The organism is Hymenobacter terrestris, assembly GCF_013377905.1.
GTDB classification, from domain to species: Bacteria; Bacteroidota; Bacteroidia; order Cytophagales; family Hymenobacteraceae; genus Hymenobacter; species Hymenobacter terrestris.
Genome location: NZ_JABKAV010000002.1, coordinates 122,194 through 138,237 on the forward strand (window position 1 = coordinate 122,194; position 16,044 = coordinate 138,237).

13 protein-coding genes and 1 tRNA gene are annotated in these 16,044 nt (G+C 59.5%); 8 read left to right on the top strand and 6 right to left on the bottom strand.

Annotation, left to right across the window (positions count from 1 at the left end):
* Nucleotides 1-48: 48 nt before the first annotated feature.
* Entirely contained in the window at nt 49-396 is a 348-nt protein-coding gene (locus tag HW556_RS01355) for a class-II aminoacyl-tRNA synthetase family protein (RefSeq protein ID WP_176897265.1), read from the bottom strand.
* Between the two features lie 816 nt (nt 397-1,212).
* Between HW556_RS01355 and HW556_RS01360 the strand changes: the two genes are divergently transcribed.
* Nucleotides 1,213-1,785, top strand: coding sequence for a DUF4468 domain-containing protein (locus HW556_RS01360; RefSeq protein ID WP_176897267.1), 573 nt, complete (start codon nt 1,213-1,215; stop codon nt 1,783-1,785).
* 136 nt (nt 1,786-1,921) lie between these two features.
* On the opposite strand, the gene HW556_RS01365 is transcribed toward HW556_RS01360, so the two are convergent.
* Entirely contained in the window at nt 1,922-2,809 is an 888-nt protein-coding gene (locus tag HW556_RS01365; protein WP_176897269.1) for a DNA/RNA non-specific endonuclease, read from the bottom strand.
* A gap of 337 nt (nt 2,810-3,146) precedes the next feature.
* Nucleotides 3,147-5,342: a T9SS type A sorting domain-containing protein gene (locus tag HW556_RS01370; RefSeq protein WP_176897271.1), complete on the bottom strand. Its 2,196-nt coding sequence runs from the start codon at nt 5,340-5,342 to the stop codon at nt 3,147-3,149.
* Between the two features lie 328 nt (nt 5,343-5,670).
* On the opposite strand from HW556_RS01370, the gene HW556_RS01375 reads away from it, so the two are divergent.
* From HW556_RS01375 to HW556_RS18790, 3 genes are all read left to right on the top strand, one after another.
* Complete coding sequence (locus HW556_RS01375) at nt 5,671-7,041, top strand: sigma-54-dependent transcriptional regulator (RefSeq protein ID WP_176897273.1); 1,371 nt, start codon at nt 5,671-5,673, stop codon at nt 7,039-7,041.
* Nucleotides 7,042-7,152: 111 nt separating this feature from the next.
* Nucleotides 7,153-9,630, top strand: coding sequence for a PAS domain-containing hybrid sensor histidine kinase/response regulator (locus tag HW556_RS01380; RefSeq protein ID WP_176897275.1), 2,478 nt, complete (start codon nt 7,153-7,155; stop codon nt 9,628-9,630).
* 184 nt (nt 9,631-9,814) lie between these two features.
* Nucleotides 9,815-9,937, top strand: coding sequence for a hypothetical protein (locus tag HW556_RS18790; RefSeq protein WP_262889979.1), 123 nt, complete (start codon nt 9,815-9,817; stop codon nt 9,935-9,937).
* A gap of 87 nt (nt 9,938-10,024) precedes the next feature.
* Here HW556_RS18790 and HW556_RS01385 read toward each other — a convergent pair whose 3' ends face one another.
* Nucleotides 10,025-10,366: a T9SS type A sorting domain-containing protein gene (locus HW556_RS01385; RefSeq protein WP_176897277.1), complete on the bottom strand. Its 342-nt coding sequence runs from the start codon at nt 10,364-10,366 to the stop codon at nt 10,025-10,027.
* Nucleotides 10,367-10,569: 203 nt separating this feature from the next.
* Between HW556_RS01385 and HW556_RS01390 the strand changes: the two genes are divergently transcribed.
* The 3 genes from HW556_RS01390 (at nt 10,570) to HW556_RS01400 (ending at nt 13,786) form a co-directional block, all read left to right on the top strand.
* Complete coding sequence (locus HW556_RS01390) at nt 10,570-11,685, top strand: NAD(P)/FAD-dependent oxidoreductase (protein WP_176897279.1); 1,116 nt, start codon at nt 10,570-10,572, stop codon at nt 11,683-11,685.
* A 100-nt stretch (nt 11,686-11,785) separates the two neighbouring features.
* Nucleotides 11,786-12,973, top strand: a complete 1,188-nt coding sequence (locus HW556_RS01395) for a type III polyketide synthase (RefSeq protein WP_176897281.1) — start codon at nt 11,786-11,788, stop codon at nt 12,971-12,973.
* Nucleotides 12,974-13,078: 105 nt separating this feature from the next.
* Entirely contained in the window at nt 13,079-13,786 is a 708-nt protein-coding gene (locus HW556_RS01400) for a methyltransferase domain-containing protein (RefSeq protein ID WP_176897283.1), read from the top strand.
* Between the two features lie 161 nt (nt 13,787-13,947).
* Here HW556_RS01400 and HW556_RS01405 read toward each other — a convergent pair whose 3' ends face one another.
* Together HW556_RS01405 and HW556_RS01410 are read right to left on the bottom strand one after the other, a co-directional pair.
* Nucleotides 13,948-14,859 carry a histone deacetylase family protein gene (locus HW556_RS01405; protein WP_176897286.1) on the bottom strand — a complete coding sequence of 304 codons (912 nt, stop codon included), beginning with the start codon at nt 14,857-14,859 and terminating at the stop codon, nt 13,948-13,950.
* A 185-nt stretch (nt 14,860-15,044) separates the two neighbouring features.
* Nucleotides 15,045-15,119: transfer RNA gene (locus HW556_RS01410), tRNA-Val, on the bottom strand.
* A gap of 211 nt (nt 15,120-15,330) precedes the next feature.
* On the opposite strand from HW556_RS01410, the gene HW556_RS01415 reads away from it, so the two are divergent.
* Nucleotides 15,331-16,038, top strand: a complete 708-nt coding sequence (locus HW556_RS01415; RefSeq protein WP_176897288.1) for a porin family protein — start codon at nt 15,331-15,333, stop codon at nt 16,036-16,038.
* Nucleotides 16,039-16,044 lie beyond the last annotated feature (6 nt).

The window sequence follows — 16,044 nt, forward strand, 5'->3', positions numbered from 1 at the left end:
TAAATTAAAACGCCCGGCCAATGACCGGGCGCTTGCTGGAAAGGAAGGCTAGATTACGTTTTCGCGGTTGATGAGGAAAGGTACACAGACGCGGATGTCGTTTTGACCGAGGATGAACTGAGCCACCCGGGCCATACCCACGCCGGCACCGGAGTGCAGCTTTACATCGTGCTCCTTGTGGAAGTCAAGATACCAATCGAAGTTGGAGAGCTTAATGCCCTGACGGATGAGGGCTTCGAGCATCGAGCTGGTTTCGAGCTTGCGGACGCCGCGCATCATGGCATCCCACACTTCAATCACGGCCATACGTCTGGGGCCCGTGTTCGGGTTCACGTTGCGGGTGGCGGTAGGAGCGGCAGCTACTATCTGCTTGGCAAAGGTGGTGTCGTCGTTCAAGCTGGCGGGTACCGGTATGGGTGAAAAAAAGAAAGATGAATCGGGGTCAGGCGCTTTGCCGGTTGCTATCAGCCGAATGGGCCGGGCATAAAAAAACCGCTTCAAAAACCGAAGCGGTGAAAGGCGGAAAAGCCAGAAAAGCAGACGAATTAACAAAAGAAACGACGGGGGAAATGACCTGTCGGTCATCTCGCAGGACGGCGTTTCGCTCGGTCCCGCGCTTCATTGGGGAGTGTTGATTTAGCTGAAGCACGATGCAAAAGTACTAATTCGTTTCACCCCTGCAAGTTTTTAAACATTACGCTTATGTTACTAAATTGTTACGCCGGCTATTTTTCTAATCTATTCCCTGCTATACCAACACTATCTATCCATCTGTAAATCAAACAATTTAAACCTCAAATTCCATTTCCCATGGTATGCAATACTATCTTACCTTTGCTCTTTATTCAAAATAAGACATAATTTTTAGAATTCCACTTCATTGTTATAATCCTATTATCAGGATTTTCTGTTAATTGCTCTACACTATATACGAGCATAAATCTCCCCCACTCCCACACTTGGTTCCTGTTTTTACCCCAATTCGGCCGAGCCCACCGCAACTGCGTTGGCACCCGGCCAATCGGTTGTAGCCTCCGTCCACTCACCTGCTGCGGCCCGGCTTGGCATCCATATTCAGACAGCTGAATTATAGCAATCCGAACATATTAACATAATTATAACAAGCCTTTTTCTTGCTAAACTCAATTCGCCGTCTAACTTTGTTGAGGACGCATTTTTGAGCCCCTTGTTCTTTCTTTTCTACTCGCAGCTATGAAAAAAGTACTACTCTCGCTTTTAGTGGCGGGCTCTTTTGCGTTGCCTCATGGGGTTCGCGCGCAGGCCCCCGTGCCGGTTAATTACACCGAGCAGGTGGTAGTGGAAGGTGCCGGCAGCACTGCCCTCTACACCCGGGCTCTCAACTGGGCCGAACACAAGTTCACCTACGCACCTACCACCGCCCTAGTAGTCGACCCCACCAAGTCGGTCATCCGGATTACGGGCACTGGCACACTGAAGCCGGTAGATGCCCGCGGCCAGGACCAGAGCCTGACTGTGCTATTCACCTTTCGTTTCCAGGCCACCGACAACGGCTACAGCTACCAGGTTGGTTCGTTTGAAGTAGTTCCTGACCCGCAGGCGCCTTCGCAGAAGGTACCGCTGGAGGAATACCAAGCCGAGTTACGGGCCAGCCGCAGCAACGCTAAAACCTTCAACGACCGTCGTCTGGGGGCCCAGGCTACTTCGCTGGCCAGCGAAGCCGCCATGTCATTCCGCTCCTTCATGAACAGCCAACCCGCCAACGACCATGTGGGCGTAGCCGATGAACAGGTGGGAGCCCAATAGCCGGCGTAAGATAGGATCGTAACTAAAAAGAGGAAGCCGCACTGAGTGCGGCTTCCTCTTTTTAGTTACGATCCTACTCCGTTTACCGGAAACAGTACCAGGGCATTCGTGCAGGGCCAGCAACTGGCCCGCCAACTCAGCTGGTGGGGCCGTTGTCTACCTTGGCCTCAATGGTCGTTTGTACGCTGGCCGCTACGGCCGAGAGCAGATCGTAGCCGGTGGCTTGCTCGATGGCATTCACGCTGGTGCGGTAGGTGCTCCAAGTAGTGCTGATACTGTTATCGTTGGGGGTGTCGATGGCAATAACCCGGGTGCTGGTCGTTACGCGGGCGGCATCGTTGGTGCCTACGGGCAGTACCACTATTACTTTCCAGCAACGGGCCGGCACGGTTACGCGGCCCTGGTCGAGGGTGGTTTTATAGCCGGCCGAGCCGGTGGCGCCTTTGCCATAGCTACCGGTTACGATGTAGAGTTCGTTGCCCGCGTTTACGAGCGTGCGACAGTAGTTTTCCAAATTGGCCCAAGCCCGCTGGTTGTTATTGGGGGCCTGTGGCATCATGTTGGTCATTAGGAAAGTGGCCGAGTTATCGGCTACCGAGCCGGTGCGGTCGGCTGAGGGAGCATTGTGGCCCCGGTCGAAACCCGAACCCGTGTAGCTGCTGCTGGTAACGCGGTACCAGCCGCTGGGCAACGAGTTATCGGAAGCGAAATTATCCTGGCGTGGGGTGCTGCCGAGCCAAGCGCTGCTCAGGTGCCAGCTTACCCAGTTGGGCGTGCCCCGGTCGCGGTGGTACGACATGCTGAACTGGGACTTGGTGACGAGGTAGTTCCAGTAATAGTACGAGTTGGCTGTGGCGCCGCTGGGGTTGCCCAGGGCTAGGTTGTTGTCGCGGGTAGCGGTGGCAGCATCGGCCACTTGCGAGCTAATGGCGGGGCCGGCAGGCTCCACAGTTTCTTTGGAGCAGGAAACGGCCAAGCCAGTGAGCAGGGCCAAACCCAGCATGCGGGAAAGGGTACGCGACATATGGTGGTTGTGAAAAGAGGGTAGGTGATTGACGAATACAAAGTTGGCACATCATTCGGATGTGCATGTTACCGCTACGTTATCATATAATCCTAACTAGCCGCCCTTTCATGTAGCCAGTCCAATTCTTGCAATAATTCATTCTTCAGGTTAACGGCGGGTGAGAGTTGGTTTCGCTCTTACCCCGCTCTTCGCACCGTGAGTTAGCTATACAGAAAGCCCCACTGGCCTGCAACCAGCGGGGCTTTCAGGCTTTCATAGCCATCAATCGAACGAATAGTACACCCTAAATAAACCTTGCGCACCAGCCCGGCAACAACCAGGACCGACCGTCAGCTTAGCGGTCATGCGTGAGCACCAGCCGCTGCCGACCCACCAAGCGGCCGGCGGCGTCGTTCACTACTACCTGGTACACGCCAGCTCTCAAATTGGGAACTGTTGCCTCCGTGGCATTACGCAGCTGCTGCCGGCTTACCAATGCGCCTTGCATGGAATAAAGCAATAGCTCGTAGCCTCCTTCAGGTACACCCGACAGGCCCTCAATGCGCAACTGGCTGCCTGCCGGAGCCGGATTAGGATACAGTACCAGCGTTTCGGCCGCGCCCCGACGCGTTACAGTCACCACTGCCGAGTACGTTTCGGTGCCATCAAGGTCGACCTGGCGGAGGCGGTAGTAGAGCAGACCAGCCGGGAGTTGGGCCGCAGCAGCATCGGTAAAGGTGTAGGCCTGGTTGCCAGCGCTATTGCCCGCGGCCTGCTGCCGCCCTACGGCCACGAAACCACGGCCGGCCTGTGCCGAGCGCTCTACCTCGAAATAGTGGCTGTTGACTTCGGTAGCCGTTTCCCAGCTAACATCAACGGCCAGCCCGCTGGCGCGCGCGCCAAAGGCCGTCAGTTGCACGGGCAGCGGGGCAGCAGGCCTTACAATGTCCACTGGGAAGCCGGTAGGCCGGTCTTCAGCAAAGGCAAAGAAGATGCGGGCATCATTCAGCACCGCCACGCCGGTAGCCAGCTCAACTTCCACCCAATCGAAATCCTGGGTGGTCAGGAAAGTCACCTCAAATTGTCCGCTCGCCAGCAGTTCCAGATCAAGCAGACTGCTGCCCGTGGCCGTTTCGACCAACGTACCGCCATCTGCGCCGCTGTACGTTCTGATGCGAATGTTGGAGAGCACGTTGGCATCGATTAAGCCGGTGCCCAGGCCCAGCCGTACGCCAGCCAGATTGCCTGCTTTACCAGGTGCATCGAGGCGCAACTTCAAGCGGGGAGCCGTCAGCACTTGCAACAAACTGCCTACGGTAGCAAAATTGCCGGTCAGGTTATTATCGGCCGCTAACTCCGGATTGCTGATGAGGCCTGCGGGGTCGCGCTCCTGGAAGTTGTTAGTCGGGTTGGCAAACGATGAAAGCCGGGGCTCCTGGTCGCGGAACGTGCTGGGCGTTACGCCGAAGCCGTAGAACACCCGCAGGTTGTTCAGTAGGTCTACTACGCTGGTGCGCTGCAACTCTACCCGGTCGAAAGGCTTGGTAGTGGTAAAGCGCACCACCGACTGGCCATCGGGTAGCACCTCCAGCTGCAGCAGGTCGCGGCCGCTGGCCTGCTCCTGCTTCACGCCGCCTTGGTAAGTGGTAATGCGCAGCTTATCGAGCACGCTTGCGTTGAGCACAGTGCCCGAGCCCAACACGAAGCCCGCTACGTAGCCAGCCGGGGCCGGACCCTCAAGTTGGGTTTGCAGCGTGTTGGGGCAGCTTACACCAACCAAGGCATTGAAGGTGGCAAAGTTGGTCAGGTCGTTATCAACAGTATTCTCGGGGTTGCTTACCCCACTGTTTACGCATATGGAAACGCCGTTATCGTCCTTTACCTCCGTGCTGAAGTTAGCCGGTGAAGGGTTGTTAAAGCGCGTGACCAACCCATCTGTTTTGTCGATTACGTTGGCGTCGATGGCGTAGGCGTAGAACACGTCGAGGCTATAGCCCACTGTACCTAGGGAGCCTGCCTCCAACTCAATCTGATCGAAAGGCTTGGTGGCTACAAATTCGATCCGTGTTGGGTCACCTCCCGACCCTAATACTGCCCGCGCCAAGTCGGCACTCACCGGTACCGACTCCTGCTCCACCCCATTCAAAAAAGTCCGCAGCCGCAGCCGGCTACCCAAATTAACGTTTGCCAGATTAAGCAGCCCGCCATTGTAGCTGACCACCACACCAGCCCGATAATTCTCAGGAGAGGGCACAGCCAAATTCATGCGCAACTTCACGTTGTCAGTCAGCACTCCAACTGGCACATTGATGGTAGCGGCCGAACCGAAATTGCCATCAGCCGCCTGACCGGGCTGTGAAACACTACCGAAACAAGTAGTAAGGAGCACTACAGTGGTGCAGCTTTGGGTGAAGCTGGTACCATTAGCGCCACCTGCCGAGTAAATCGGCGCACTAGCCGCCGAAACAGTTTGGGCCGCGAGCAGAAGCGCAGCCAGCAGCACCAGCAGGCGACAGCCGCGCCAGGTACCGAATGAGTAGAGAGCAGACATAAGCAGCAAGTAGTAAGTTGACGGCCATGCGTATGCAGGTCTATTACTTAATGCCAACTACCCGGCCAGCTCCACTTGCAGTTCCTTACATTTTGATTATCAGTGTATTAATAATATCCAAAACCTTGATTATTGTCCTAATACGGGAAAAACATCCCTAACTGAGACTTTTTAGGTAAGCTGGCTAATCCCGCTTATACTCGCACTTCTAACCTGTTCGCTCCTCTCCTTCCCCGAAAACGACTTTCCCAGGATAAGAACGCCTCCATAGTCCTGCTAGCTCTCAGAGACTTGCAGCCTGGGTGCGTTCTGGCCTTTTCCCCCTCGCATGAGCTCCACTTCTATCTCGATTTTCATTGTTGAAGACAACGACTGGTATGCCGAATTATTGGCTTATAAGCTAACGCAGAACCCCGATTACGTCGTCCGTCGCTTTGCTACTGCCCAGTCGTGCCTCGACAGTCTGAGCGAGCCACCCGACATTATTACGCTCGATTACGCTCTGCCCGATGGCCGGGGCGATGAGGTGCTGCGCCGGCTGAAGGAGCGCCTGCCAGACGTATCGGTAATCGTTATTTCGGCCCAGGAAGACATTCGGACGGCCGTTGGGCTGCTTCAGCAGGGCGCCTATGAGTACCTGGTGAAGGACGAGGAAACCGCCGACCGGCTCTGGTTTACGGTGGGCAATATTGTGCAAAAGCTGGCCCTGCGCCGCGAAAACACCCAGCTACGCAAGCAAATTGGCCAGAAGTACGATGCACGACGGGCCATCCGGGGCAACAGCCCGGCCATGCGCCAGCTGTTCACCCTCATCGACAAAGCCGCCCGCACTAATATCACCGTGTCTATTGTGGGCGAAACCGGCACCGGTAAAGAGCTGGTTGCCAAGGCCATTCACTATGGATCCGACCGACGCGAGGCATCCTTTGTAGCCGTGAACGTAGCCGCCATTCCGCGCGAGCTGCTGGAAAGCGAGCTGTTCGGCCACGAGAAGGGTGCCTTTACTGGCGCCGTAGCCCGGCGCGTGGGCCGTTTCGAGGAAGCGCACCGGGGCACGCTGTTTCTGGACGAGGTAGCCGAGCTGGATTTGAGCCTGCAGGCCAAGCTGCTGCGGGTGCTACAGGAGCGGGAGGTATCCCGGGTGGGCGGCAACGGCGCTATTGCCTTCGATGCCCGCCTGATGGTGGCCACGCACTGCGACCTGGCCCGCGAGGTGCGGGAAGGCCGGTTTCGGGAAGACCTGTACTACCGCCTGCTGGGCCTGCCCATTGAGCTGCCCCCGTTGCGCGAACGGGGCGACGATGTGCTGCTGCTGGCCGAAGGATTTCTGCAGGAGTTTTGCCAGCAGAACAACTTAGTAGCCTGTTCCCTTTCGGAGGAAGCCCGGCAAAAGCTGCTGCGCCACTCGTTTCCGGGCAACGTACGCGAGCTGAAGGCCCTGGTAGAGCTGGCGGCCGTGCTGGCCGAAAACGGCACAATCGCCGCCACCGACCTGCCGCTGCGCAGCCCCCACCCCGCCACCGATAGGGCGGGCGGAGTGCTGCCGACCAACGACTCGTTGCGGGCCCAGACGACGGCCATTGTACAGCACTGCCTCAACCGATACGACGGCAACATCCTGCAGGTAGCCGCACAGCTGCAAATCGGCAAGTCCACCATCTACCGTATGTTGCAGAACGGGGAAGTACAGCTGCCTTAAGCAAACCGCGCACCGGCAGTTTGCTACCTTACCGATTCAGCAGTGGCCAAACTGCCAGGCCGGCTTTGGCCGCTGCCGGTCAGCAACTGATTTTCATCAGCTTCATCTATCATGGACTCTATCCGGTATCGGCAGCAGGCCCGGCAGCTCCGGCAGGCCCGCCAGCAGCTGGAAAGCCTGCGCCAGCAACTGGCGGCTGCTACCGAGCGGGCCGAAGCCGCTACCCACCTCTACGACGCGCTGCCAAGCTTTATACTCGTCTACGACCTGCCCTCCAGCAGCCTGCACTACTGCAACCGCGTGGCCGAAACCCAAATGGGCTACCCGGCCGCCGAACTACGGGCCATGGGCCCGCGCGTGCTGGAGGTGCTGATGCCCACCAACGAGGCCGAAGGGCTGCGCCGCCATTACCGCGAGGCAGAGGCCCTGCCCGATGGCAAGCTGCTCTCCTTCGACTATACGATGCGGCACCCTACCGGCATTACGCGCTGGCTGCGGCTGACCAGCACGGCTTATGCCCGCGATGCGCGGGGCTGCGTTACGCAGGTGCTGAGCAATGCCGAAGACATAACCCGTTGGAAAATAGCCGATGAGCAGCGCCGCTCGGCCAACCGCCGCCTGGCCGAACAGAACCGCCTGTTCCGGCAGGTGATTGACACAGTACCCAATCTGATTTATCTCAAAGACAGAAAGGGTAATTACGTGCTGGCCAATGAAGCCACTGCCCGCTTCTACCATCTCTCGCACGAGGAGCTGCTCCGGGCCACGCTGCCCGAGCTGGAGGCCCGCTTTCCGAGCATGGCCCAGTACCGCCGCCAAGACAGGCAGGTGATTAGCTCGGAGCATGAAATAGACGAAGAAGCTCCCCTGACGGATGGGCAGGGCAACATCCGCTGGTTCCGCACGGTCAAGCGCCCATTCGTGCTCACCGATGGCACCGTGCAGGTGCTGGGAGTGGATAACGACATTACCGAGCTCAAGCACACCCAGCAGGCGCTGGAGAAAGCCAAGGAAGCCGCCGAGCAGAATGCGCAGGCTCGCCAGACCTTTCTCACCAACATGAGCCACGAAATCCGGACCCCGCTTAACGGTATTGTGGGACTCACCGGGCTGCTGGCCAAAACCCCACTCACCGACGAGCAGCAGCTTCTGCTTGGCCACGTGCAGGACTCGGCCGATAACCTATTGGTGCTCATCAACGACGTGCTGGATATGGCTCAACTGGGCGCGGGCCGGATGCGGCTCGAACATGTGCCCTTCGATCTGGAGCAGGTACTACGGGCCAGCTGCCAGGCCCTGCTGCCTACGGCCACAACCAAGGGCATTAGCCTGCGCCTGCAACTGCCGCCCGCCGGAGCCGGTCCGGCCCGCGTACTCGGCGACCCTCACCGGCTCCGGCAGGTATTGCTCAACCTGCTCGGCAACGCCGTAAAGTTTACGCTCAAGGGACAAGTGCTGCTTACCTATGAGTGCTTTAACCCCACCTCCGCCGCGCCGCAATACCGGTTTTCGGTGCTCGATACGGGCATCGGCATTGCCCCCGAGCAGCTGCGCGAGCTGTTCGAGCCCTTCACCCAGGCGTCTGCCAGCACGGCCCGCGAGTTCGGCGGCTCGGGGCTGGGACTGAGTATTTCGCGGGGTCTGGTAGAGTTGCAGGGCGGTAAGCTGACGGCCAGCAGCGAGCCGGGCCGGGGCAGCACGTTTCGCTTCATGCTCACTCTGGCTCCAGCCCCGGCGGCCCCACCCATACCGCCAGATCTGGCCCCCAACTACCAACGGCTGCGCGGCTACCGCATACTGCTGGCCGAAGACAACGCCGTAAACCAACTACTGATGCAAACCATGCTGCGCGGCTGGGGCGTGGTAACCGACACGGCCTCGTCAGGCAATGCGGCGCTGACGCTGTTCCGGAAGCACCAGTACGCAGTGGTGCTCATGGACATTCAGATGCCGGGGCTCGATGGCGTGGCGACGACGCGACTGCTACGCCAGCACCCCGACCCGGCACGCGCCGCCACGCCCGTAGTTGCCCTCACGGCCCACGCCATGCCCGGCGACGCCGAGCGCTACCGCGCCGCCGGCCTCGATGGCTACCTGGCCAAACCTTTCCGCGAGCAAGCCCTATTTGCCCTGCTCATTGACTTGCTAGGACTCTCATCGGCTGCAGATGCCCGTCGTCCTGCCCAGCCAACTCCCCCGGAACCGGCGGCCACCCAGCCGGTTGCTCCGGCTGCCGGTCATCCTCCGCTGTATAACCTGGCATCGATAAAGCGCCTCGCGGGCAACGATGAGGCATTTGTGCGGCGGCTGGTGACCCTGTTCATCGAAACCACCCCTCCGGCCGTAACCCGGCTGGAGCGGCACTTACAGCAGCGGCAGCCCACCGAGCTGGCGGCGGCAGCTCACTTCCTCAAAAGCTCCATCGAAGGCCTGCAGCTGTCCAGCCTGCGCCCTGTGTTGCTGGCGCTGGAAGCCGTGGCCACCGGCCTTACTCCGCCCGATTGGCCTGGGCTGGTCCGGCTCGTGGGGCAGGTACGCGTTACGGTTGACGAGGTAGTCCGGCTGCTACAGGAGGAATTTCCGGCTTAGGTCAGGCCCGTCGGCGATACTAGCACTGCGTCGTTGGCGTAGCCTGTAAAGGCAAGCACATAATTATACTGCAACTTAGGTAGCGTGTTTCGGGTTAGAGATGAGTGCGGCAACGCCACTGGACGACCCTTTGGGACCGGCTGGGGCAGCAAGCCGGATTATTTCTTCATTTCCTCCCCTTTTTATGACTGCCTTCCTGATTTTTCTGGGCATTGCCCTTGCTACTGCTCTGCTGGCTTTTGATACTATCGACAACCTCAAAGCCATGATTCAGCCGCAAACTGTACCCGTGCGCAACGACAAGTAGCCCCAGCATTGGTATAGCCAAAAAAAGGTCTCTGCTACGGCAGAGACCTTTTTTTATCCTTCTATCTTGAGAGAAGCAGGCCGTATGCTAGCGAATTACGAGCTTGCGCATCTCACTGGCGTTGTCGGCCTCCAGCTTTACGTAGTAGAGGCCGTTGGCGAATTTGCTCAGGTCGAGGGTGCGGCTGTACCGGTCGCGTAGCTCCGTGAGCGACTCGCGGTACATAACCGTACCGATGACGTTGAGTACGCGCAGCTCCAGCTTACGCCCCTCGAAGCCGTTGATGTTGATATGCACGATGCCGGTGCTGGGGTTGGGATACACCGTTAGGGCCTTTTCTTCGGCGGCAACGGGCGCTTTACCGGGTGGCTGGGCCTGAGCCGGTGCCAAGAGGCCCGGCACGGCTACAGTAGTTAACAGAACCAGCAAAAGAATACGTAGGAGTGTCAGCATATAGTGCCTCAATGGGATGAACCCGAAACAGCTTCGGGTTGACTAGTACTAAACGACCGGGGAGAAATTTAGGTTAACAAAAATACTCGCTCATTCTTGTAAATCCATAAAATAGTACACATCGTCGATGAATAGATTTGCTAACCGTTTTCTCTCACGCATTTAGCCACCGAAATAAGTTGGACGTTATCATTATTGGTGGAGGATTGGGTGGCCTGTGTGCGGCTCTCGACCTGGGGCGGCGCGGCCACGCCGTTACGCTGGTTGAGCGGCGGCAATATCCCTTCCATCGGGTGTGTGGCGAGTACGTATCGAACGAAGTATTGCCCTACCTGCGCCGGCTCGGGTCCGACCCGGCCGCGCTGGCCCCGGCCCGCATCACCCGGTTTCAGGTTAGCTCGCCGGCCGGCCAGCTGCTGAATGCCCCGCTCGATCTGGGCGGCTTCGGCATCAGCCGCTACGTGCTCGACGAGTTTTTGTACCACCAGGTGCTAGCCGCGGGCGTTACGGTGCTGCACGCCACCGTGGCCGATGTGGAGTTTGACCCGGCCACCGACACCCACGCCGTGCTGCTCTCCGACGGCCGCAGCCTGCCGGCCCGGGTGGTTATCGGCACCTACGGCAAGCGCAGCGCCCTCGACCGGCAGCTGGAACGGCCCTTCTTCACGCAACGCTCGCCCTACATGGGCGTGAAGTACCATTTGCGCTACCCCGATATGCCGCGCGACCTGATTGCGCTGCACAACTTCGCCGACGGCTACGCGGGCATTTCGGCCATCGAGGACGACAAGTTTTGCTTCTGCTACCTCACCACCCGCCGCAACCTGAAGGCCCACGGCACCATTGCGCAGCTGGAGGCCAACGTACTGGCCCGCAACCCCCACCTGCGCCATATTTTGGAAACGGCCGAGGTGCTGTATCCGCAGCCCGAGGTTATCAACGAAATTTCCTTCGCCCCCAAAACCTGCCTGGAGCGCCACGCCCTGCTGGCCGGCGACGCCGCCGGCCTGATTACCCCACTCTGCGGCAACGGCATGGCCATGGCCATTCATGGGGCCAGCCTGGCCGCCACCCACACCAGCGGTTTTCTGCGGGGCCACCTGAGCCGCCCGCAGCTGGAAGCCGCCTACACCACCGACTGGCAAGCTCATTTTGGCCAACGGCTACAGGTAGGCCGCGCTGTGCAGCGCCTGTTTGGCCAACCCCTGCTCAGCGAAATGGCGGTGCGCGGCCTGCGCCGCTGGCCCGGGGCCGTACGCGCCCTGATGCGCCGCACGCATGGGGCCGAATTTTAGGCTGCTAGAACTGACGCCCAACGTTCGTTCCGCTCGCCACTAAGTCCAATCATCATAAAGCTGTAACCCAAGCGGCACGATTTTTACGTAAACTGCCCCGATGAGTAGTTATTTGTGTGCTATTGGCACCGCCAATCCGCCCCACCGTATTCCGCAAACGCAGATTGCCGACTTCATGGCCGCCGCCCTGGAGTTTGACGAGCGCGCTACCCGTAAGCTCCGCGCCCTGTACCGAGTATCGGGTATCGGCCACCGCTACTCGGTGCTGCCCGATTACGCGCGGGTGAACGGAGAGTTTGAATTTTTCCCGAATACGCCGGGTCTGGAGCCCTTTCCGGCAGTTGGCCGGCGCATGGCCGAGTACCGCCGCTTTGCGCTGCCGCTGGCCGTAGAGGCCGTAGAGGCCTGCCTGGCGCAGCTGCCAGAGGTAGAGCTAAGCACGGTTACCCATCTGATTACGGTAAGCTGCACGGGCATGTACGCGCCGGGCCTCGACATTGAGCTGGTGGGCGCGCTGGGCCTGCCAGGCCACGTGCAGCGCACCTGCGTGAACTTTATGGGCTGCTACGCGGCCGTAAATGGTCTGAAACTGGCCGACGCGTTCTGCCGGGCCTCGCCCCAGGCACGGGTGCTGGTAGTATGCGTGGAACTATGCACGCTGCACTTTCAGAAAAGCCCCGAAGACGACCACTTAGTGTCGAATGCCCTGTTCGGCGACGGAGCGGCGGCCGTACTCGTGCAGAGTACGCCGGCCGCGCACCAGCCCAGCTTGGCCCTTACGGCTTTCCACTGCGACCTGGAGCCCAACGGCCACGCCGATATGGCCTGGCACATCAACGATTTTGGCTTCGAAATGACGCTTTCGTCGTATGTGCCGCGCATGATTCAGGACGGCATCGGGCAGCTGACGCAGCGCCTGCTGGCTGATTTGCCGGTTGAGCTGGCCGATATCCGTGCGTTTGCCATCCATCCCGGGGGCCGCAAAATCCTCGAATCCATCGAGCAGGCACTGGGTTTGAGTTCCCACGACAACCGCTACGCCTACGCCGTGCTGCGCGAGTACGGCAACATGTCGTCGGCGACGGTGCTATTTGTGCTGGCCCGGCTGATGGGCGAGCTGACGGCCGCCGACAACGGAGCGCCCGTGCTCAGCTTCGCCTTCGGCCCCGGCCTCACCCTGGAAGCCATGTTGCTGACAGTAGCCTCAGAGAACGTGGGGAATACTGCGCAAAGTGCGGAAATGAAGAACAAAGCACAGCAGCCCCGGGCTGTAGCCTTAGCCACTTAAGCGCTGCCTATACCGACTTCCGGCCGGCCAGCTGCCGTAATCCCATTCAACTGATCCACAATACAAGAGCTAACAGCTATTCGCTGCAAGTTCCCAGCTAACAACATGCCCGACTTACGCGCCCGCTCGGAGCAGGAGGAGCTGATGGACGACCTGACGCTGGCTACTGATGAGCTGCGGCAGAACCTCGACGAGCTGGAAACCGTGAATACCTGGCTCGGCGGCTATGCCCCGGTGCTCGACGCGCTGGCGCGCCTGCGGCCCCGGTTCCCGGCCGACCGGCCCCTGCGCATCGCCGACTTGGGCAGCGGCGGTGGCGACACGCTCCGTCAGATTGCCCGCTGGGCCCGCCGCCACCAAGTGCCCGTAGAACTGGTTGGCATTGATGCCAACGCATTCATGCTCGACTACGCGGCCGCCAAAGCCCAGGCCTACCCCGAAATCAGCTTCCAGCAGGCCGACATCTTCGCTCCCGATTTCGCCAGCCAGTCCTTCGATATTCTTACGGCCAGCCTGTTTTGCCACCACTTCTCCGATGCGCAGCTGGTGCAGATGCTGGCCCAGTGGCACCGGCAAGCCGGGCTGGCCGTCATCATCAACGACTTGCACCGCCACCCGCTGGCCTACCACAGCATCCGTTGGCTCACGCGGCTGCTGGGCGGTTCGCGTCTCGTGCAGCATGATGCACCGCTGTCAGTCGCCCGCGCTTTCACCCGCCCCGAGCTGGAAGCCCTGCTGGCCGCCGCTGGCATTCAGAACTACACCCTGCGCTGGCGCTGGGCCTTCCGGTGGCAGTTGGTTATCAGTGCGTAGTGCTTAAGCCATTATTGCATCAGTGCAGAACGTCATGCTGAGCGGAGCCGAAGCATCTCTACCGCTTCGTTGCAATGGTAATCCAACGAAGCGGTAGAGATGCTTCGACTCCGCTCAGCATGACGTTCTTTTAACGTTCACTATCAACTACACTCTGATAATCAGCCCCACAAATCGGCGGCTACCCGAAACGTGTTGGCGTGCGCTTCTACGATGTCGATGATGCCGGGCGAATAGCCGCCACCCATGCACACGACTACCGGCAGGCCGTGCTGGTGGCAGAGGCCGAGCACGTAGGCATCGCGCTGGCGGCAGCCTTCGCGGCTCAGGCCTAGGTGGCCCAGCTTATCGGTGGCCAGCACATCTACGCCGGCCAGATAAAACACGAAATCGGGCTGGTACTCGGCTAACAAGCGGGGCAGCGTATTGCGTAGCAGGGCCAGGTAAGTCGTGTCGTCGGTGCCGTCGGGAAGGGGTAGGTCGAGGTCCGATTGCTCCTTACGGTGAGGGTAGTTGCGGGCACCGTGCACGCTGAGCGTGAATACGCGCGGCTCGTGAGCGAAAATAGCGGCCGTACCGTTGCCCTGATGTACATCGAGGTCGATGATGAGCACCCGGCGCACGCCTAATGCGGGATGCGCCAGCAGGTAGGCGGCGGCAGCCGCCTGGTCGTTGAGCAGGCAGAACCCCTCGCCCCGGTCGCGGAAAGCGTGGTGCGTACCGCCGGCAATATTGAGGGCTACTCCACCGCTGGCCAGAGCCCGGCGGGCGCACTCCAACGTACCGCCCAGAATAGTCGTTTCGCGGGTAATTAGCTCTGTGCTCCAGGGAAAGCCGGTGGCCCGCTCCTCCTGCCGGCTCAGCTCACCGGCCTTTAGGCGGCGGAAATAGTTCGCGTCATGCACCCGCAGAATATCAGCTTCCGGCGGCGGCTGGGGCGCAAAAAAGGCCGATTCGGGCACCGTTCCCTCACGCAGCAGCTGCTCGGGCAGCAACTCGTACTTGAGCATGGGAAAGCGGTGGCTGGCCGGCAGCGGATGGGCGTAAACGGGGTGCCAGGCAATAGAAAGCATGCGCGGAGCTGGAAGAAATGATGCAGGAAAGGCGTACCCGCTTCAGCCAACGATGCGGCGACTACGAGCACTGTCGGTTAACCGGCAACGCGCTACTTCGGCTGCAGTGGCTTTGCTCGCCACTGTCTCAACACAAAAATAACCGCCGGGTAAGGGCGGTTATTTTTGTGTTTATCGAGCTTTTGTGGGGCGTATCGGGCTCGAACCGATGACCCCTACCTTGTCGAGGTAGTGCTCTGAACCAACTGAGCTAACACCCCTGAGTATTTTCGGCAGAATCTGCCTGACGGCAGCTGCAGAGGCCAAAGATAGCCTAGCCCCCCGGTAAACCCAGCTGCCCGGCGTATAAAATTAAGGTTTGCCCCCCTGCTGAAGTGTAACCTTCGTTGCATGAGGCAGTATAGGGCTACTAGAGCGGCCGGCCCTGTAGTGGCGCTGCTTGGTTCCACTTTTACTATTCTCGACTCTCTCATGAAAAATCTTACCCTTCCGCTGACCCTGGCCACGGGCCTGCTCCTCAGCTTGCCGGCCCTGGCGCAAACCACCGGCCCCGACGGCGTCCGTTCTTCAACCGACTACCCGGCGACTTCCGGCGGCTCCGACTCGCGCAACACCGGCTTTGGTATTAAAGGTGGTTTCACGGCCGCTCACTTCCGCGGCGACGACAAGAAGAACTACTCCGAAGAAGGTGTTTATAACACCTTTCATGCTGGTGTATACGCCCAGTATGGCTTCAGCAACAAGTTCTCTATTCAGCCCGAACTGCTGTACAGCCGCCAGGGTTTTGCCGGCAACAACGGCCTCAACCCCAATGTAAACGGAGCTTACGACACCCGCCTCGACTACCTCCAGGTGCCCGTGCTTCTGGTGTACAACATTCTCGATAACGTAAGCATCCATGCCGGCCCGCAGGTTTCACTCCTGACCAAAGTGCGTGAAAACGGTGTGGAACGCAAACTGGCCAACCAGGACGGCAAATTCGACTACGCCTACAAAAGCCTCGACTACGGTCTGGCTACCGGCATAGAGGCCCGCGTGGGCCCGGCCCGCATAGGAGGCCGCTACGTAGCCGGCTTCAACGACATTATTGAGGACCCTCGTACCACAGCGGCCCAGTCGCTTGATAACATCAAAAATGGGGCGTTCCAGGTATACATTGGCATTGGTTTCAACCGCTAACCGTCC

Coding starts and splice junctions, on each gene's coding strand:
- HW556_RS01395 (WP_176897281.1), top strand. CDS start 11,786: ATGAGTAGTTATTTGTGTGCTATTGGCACCGCCAATCCGCCCCACCGT.
- HW556_RS01375 (WP_176897273.1), top strand. CDS start 5,671: ATGAGCTCCACTTCTATCTCGATTTTCATTGTTGAAGACAACGACTGG.
- HW556_RS01360 (WP_176897267.1), top strand. CDS start 1,213: ATGAAAAAAGTACTACTCTCGCTTTTAGTGGCGGGCTCTTTTGCGTTG.
- HW556_RS01380 (WP_176897275.1), top strand. CDS start 7,153: ATGGACTCTATCCGGTATCGGCAGCAGGCCCGGCAGCTCCGGCAGGCC.
- HW556_RS01365 (WP_176897269.1), bottom strand. CDS start 2,809: ATGTCGCGTACCCTTTCCCGCATGCTGGGTTTGGCCCTGCTCACTGGC.
- HW556_RS01370 (WP_176897271.1), bottom strand. CDS start 5,342: ATGTCTGCTCTCTACTCATTCGGTACCTGGCGCGGCTGTCGCCTGCTG.
- HW556_RS01400 (WP_176897283.1), top strand. CDS start 13,079: ATGCCCGACTTACGCGCCCGCTCGGAGCAGGAGGAGCTGATGGACGAC.
- HW556_RS01415 (WP_176897288.1), top strand. CDS start 15,331: ATGAAAAATCTTACCCTTCCGCTGACCCTGGCCACGGGCCTGCTCCTC.
- HW556_RS18790 (WP_262889979.1), top strand. CDS start 9,815: ATGACTGCCTTCCTGATTTTTCTGGGCATTGCCCTTGCTACTGCTCTG.
- HW556_RS01405 (WP_176897286.1), bottom strand. CDS start 14,859: ATGCTTTCTATTGCCTGGCACCCCGTTTACGCCCATCCGCTGCCGGCC.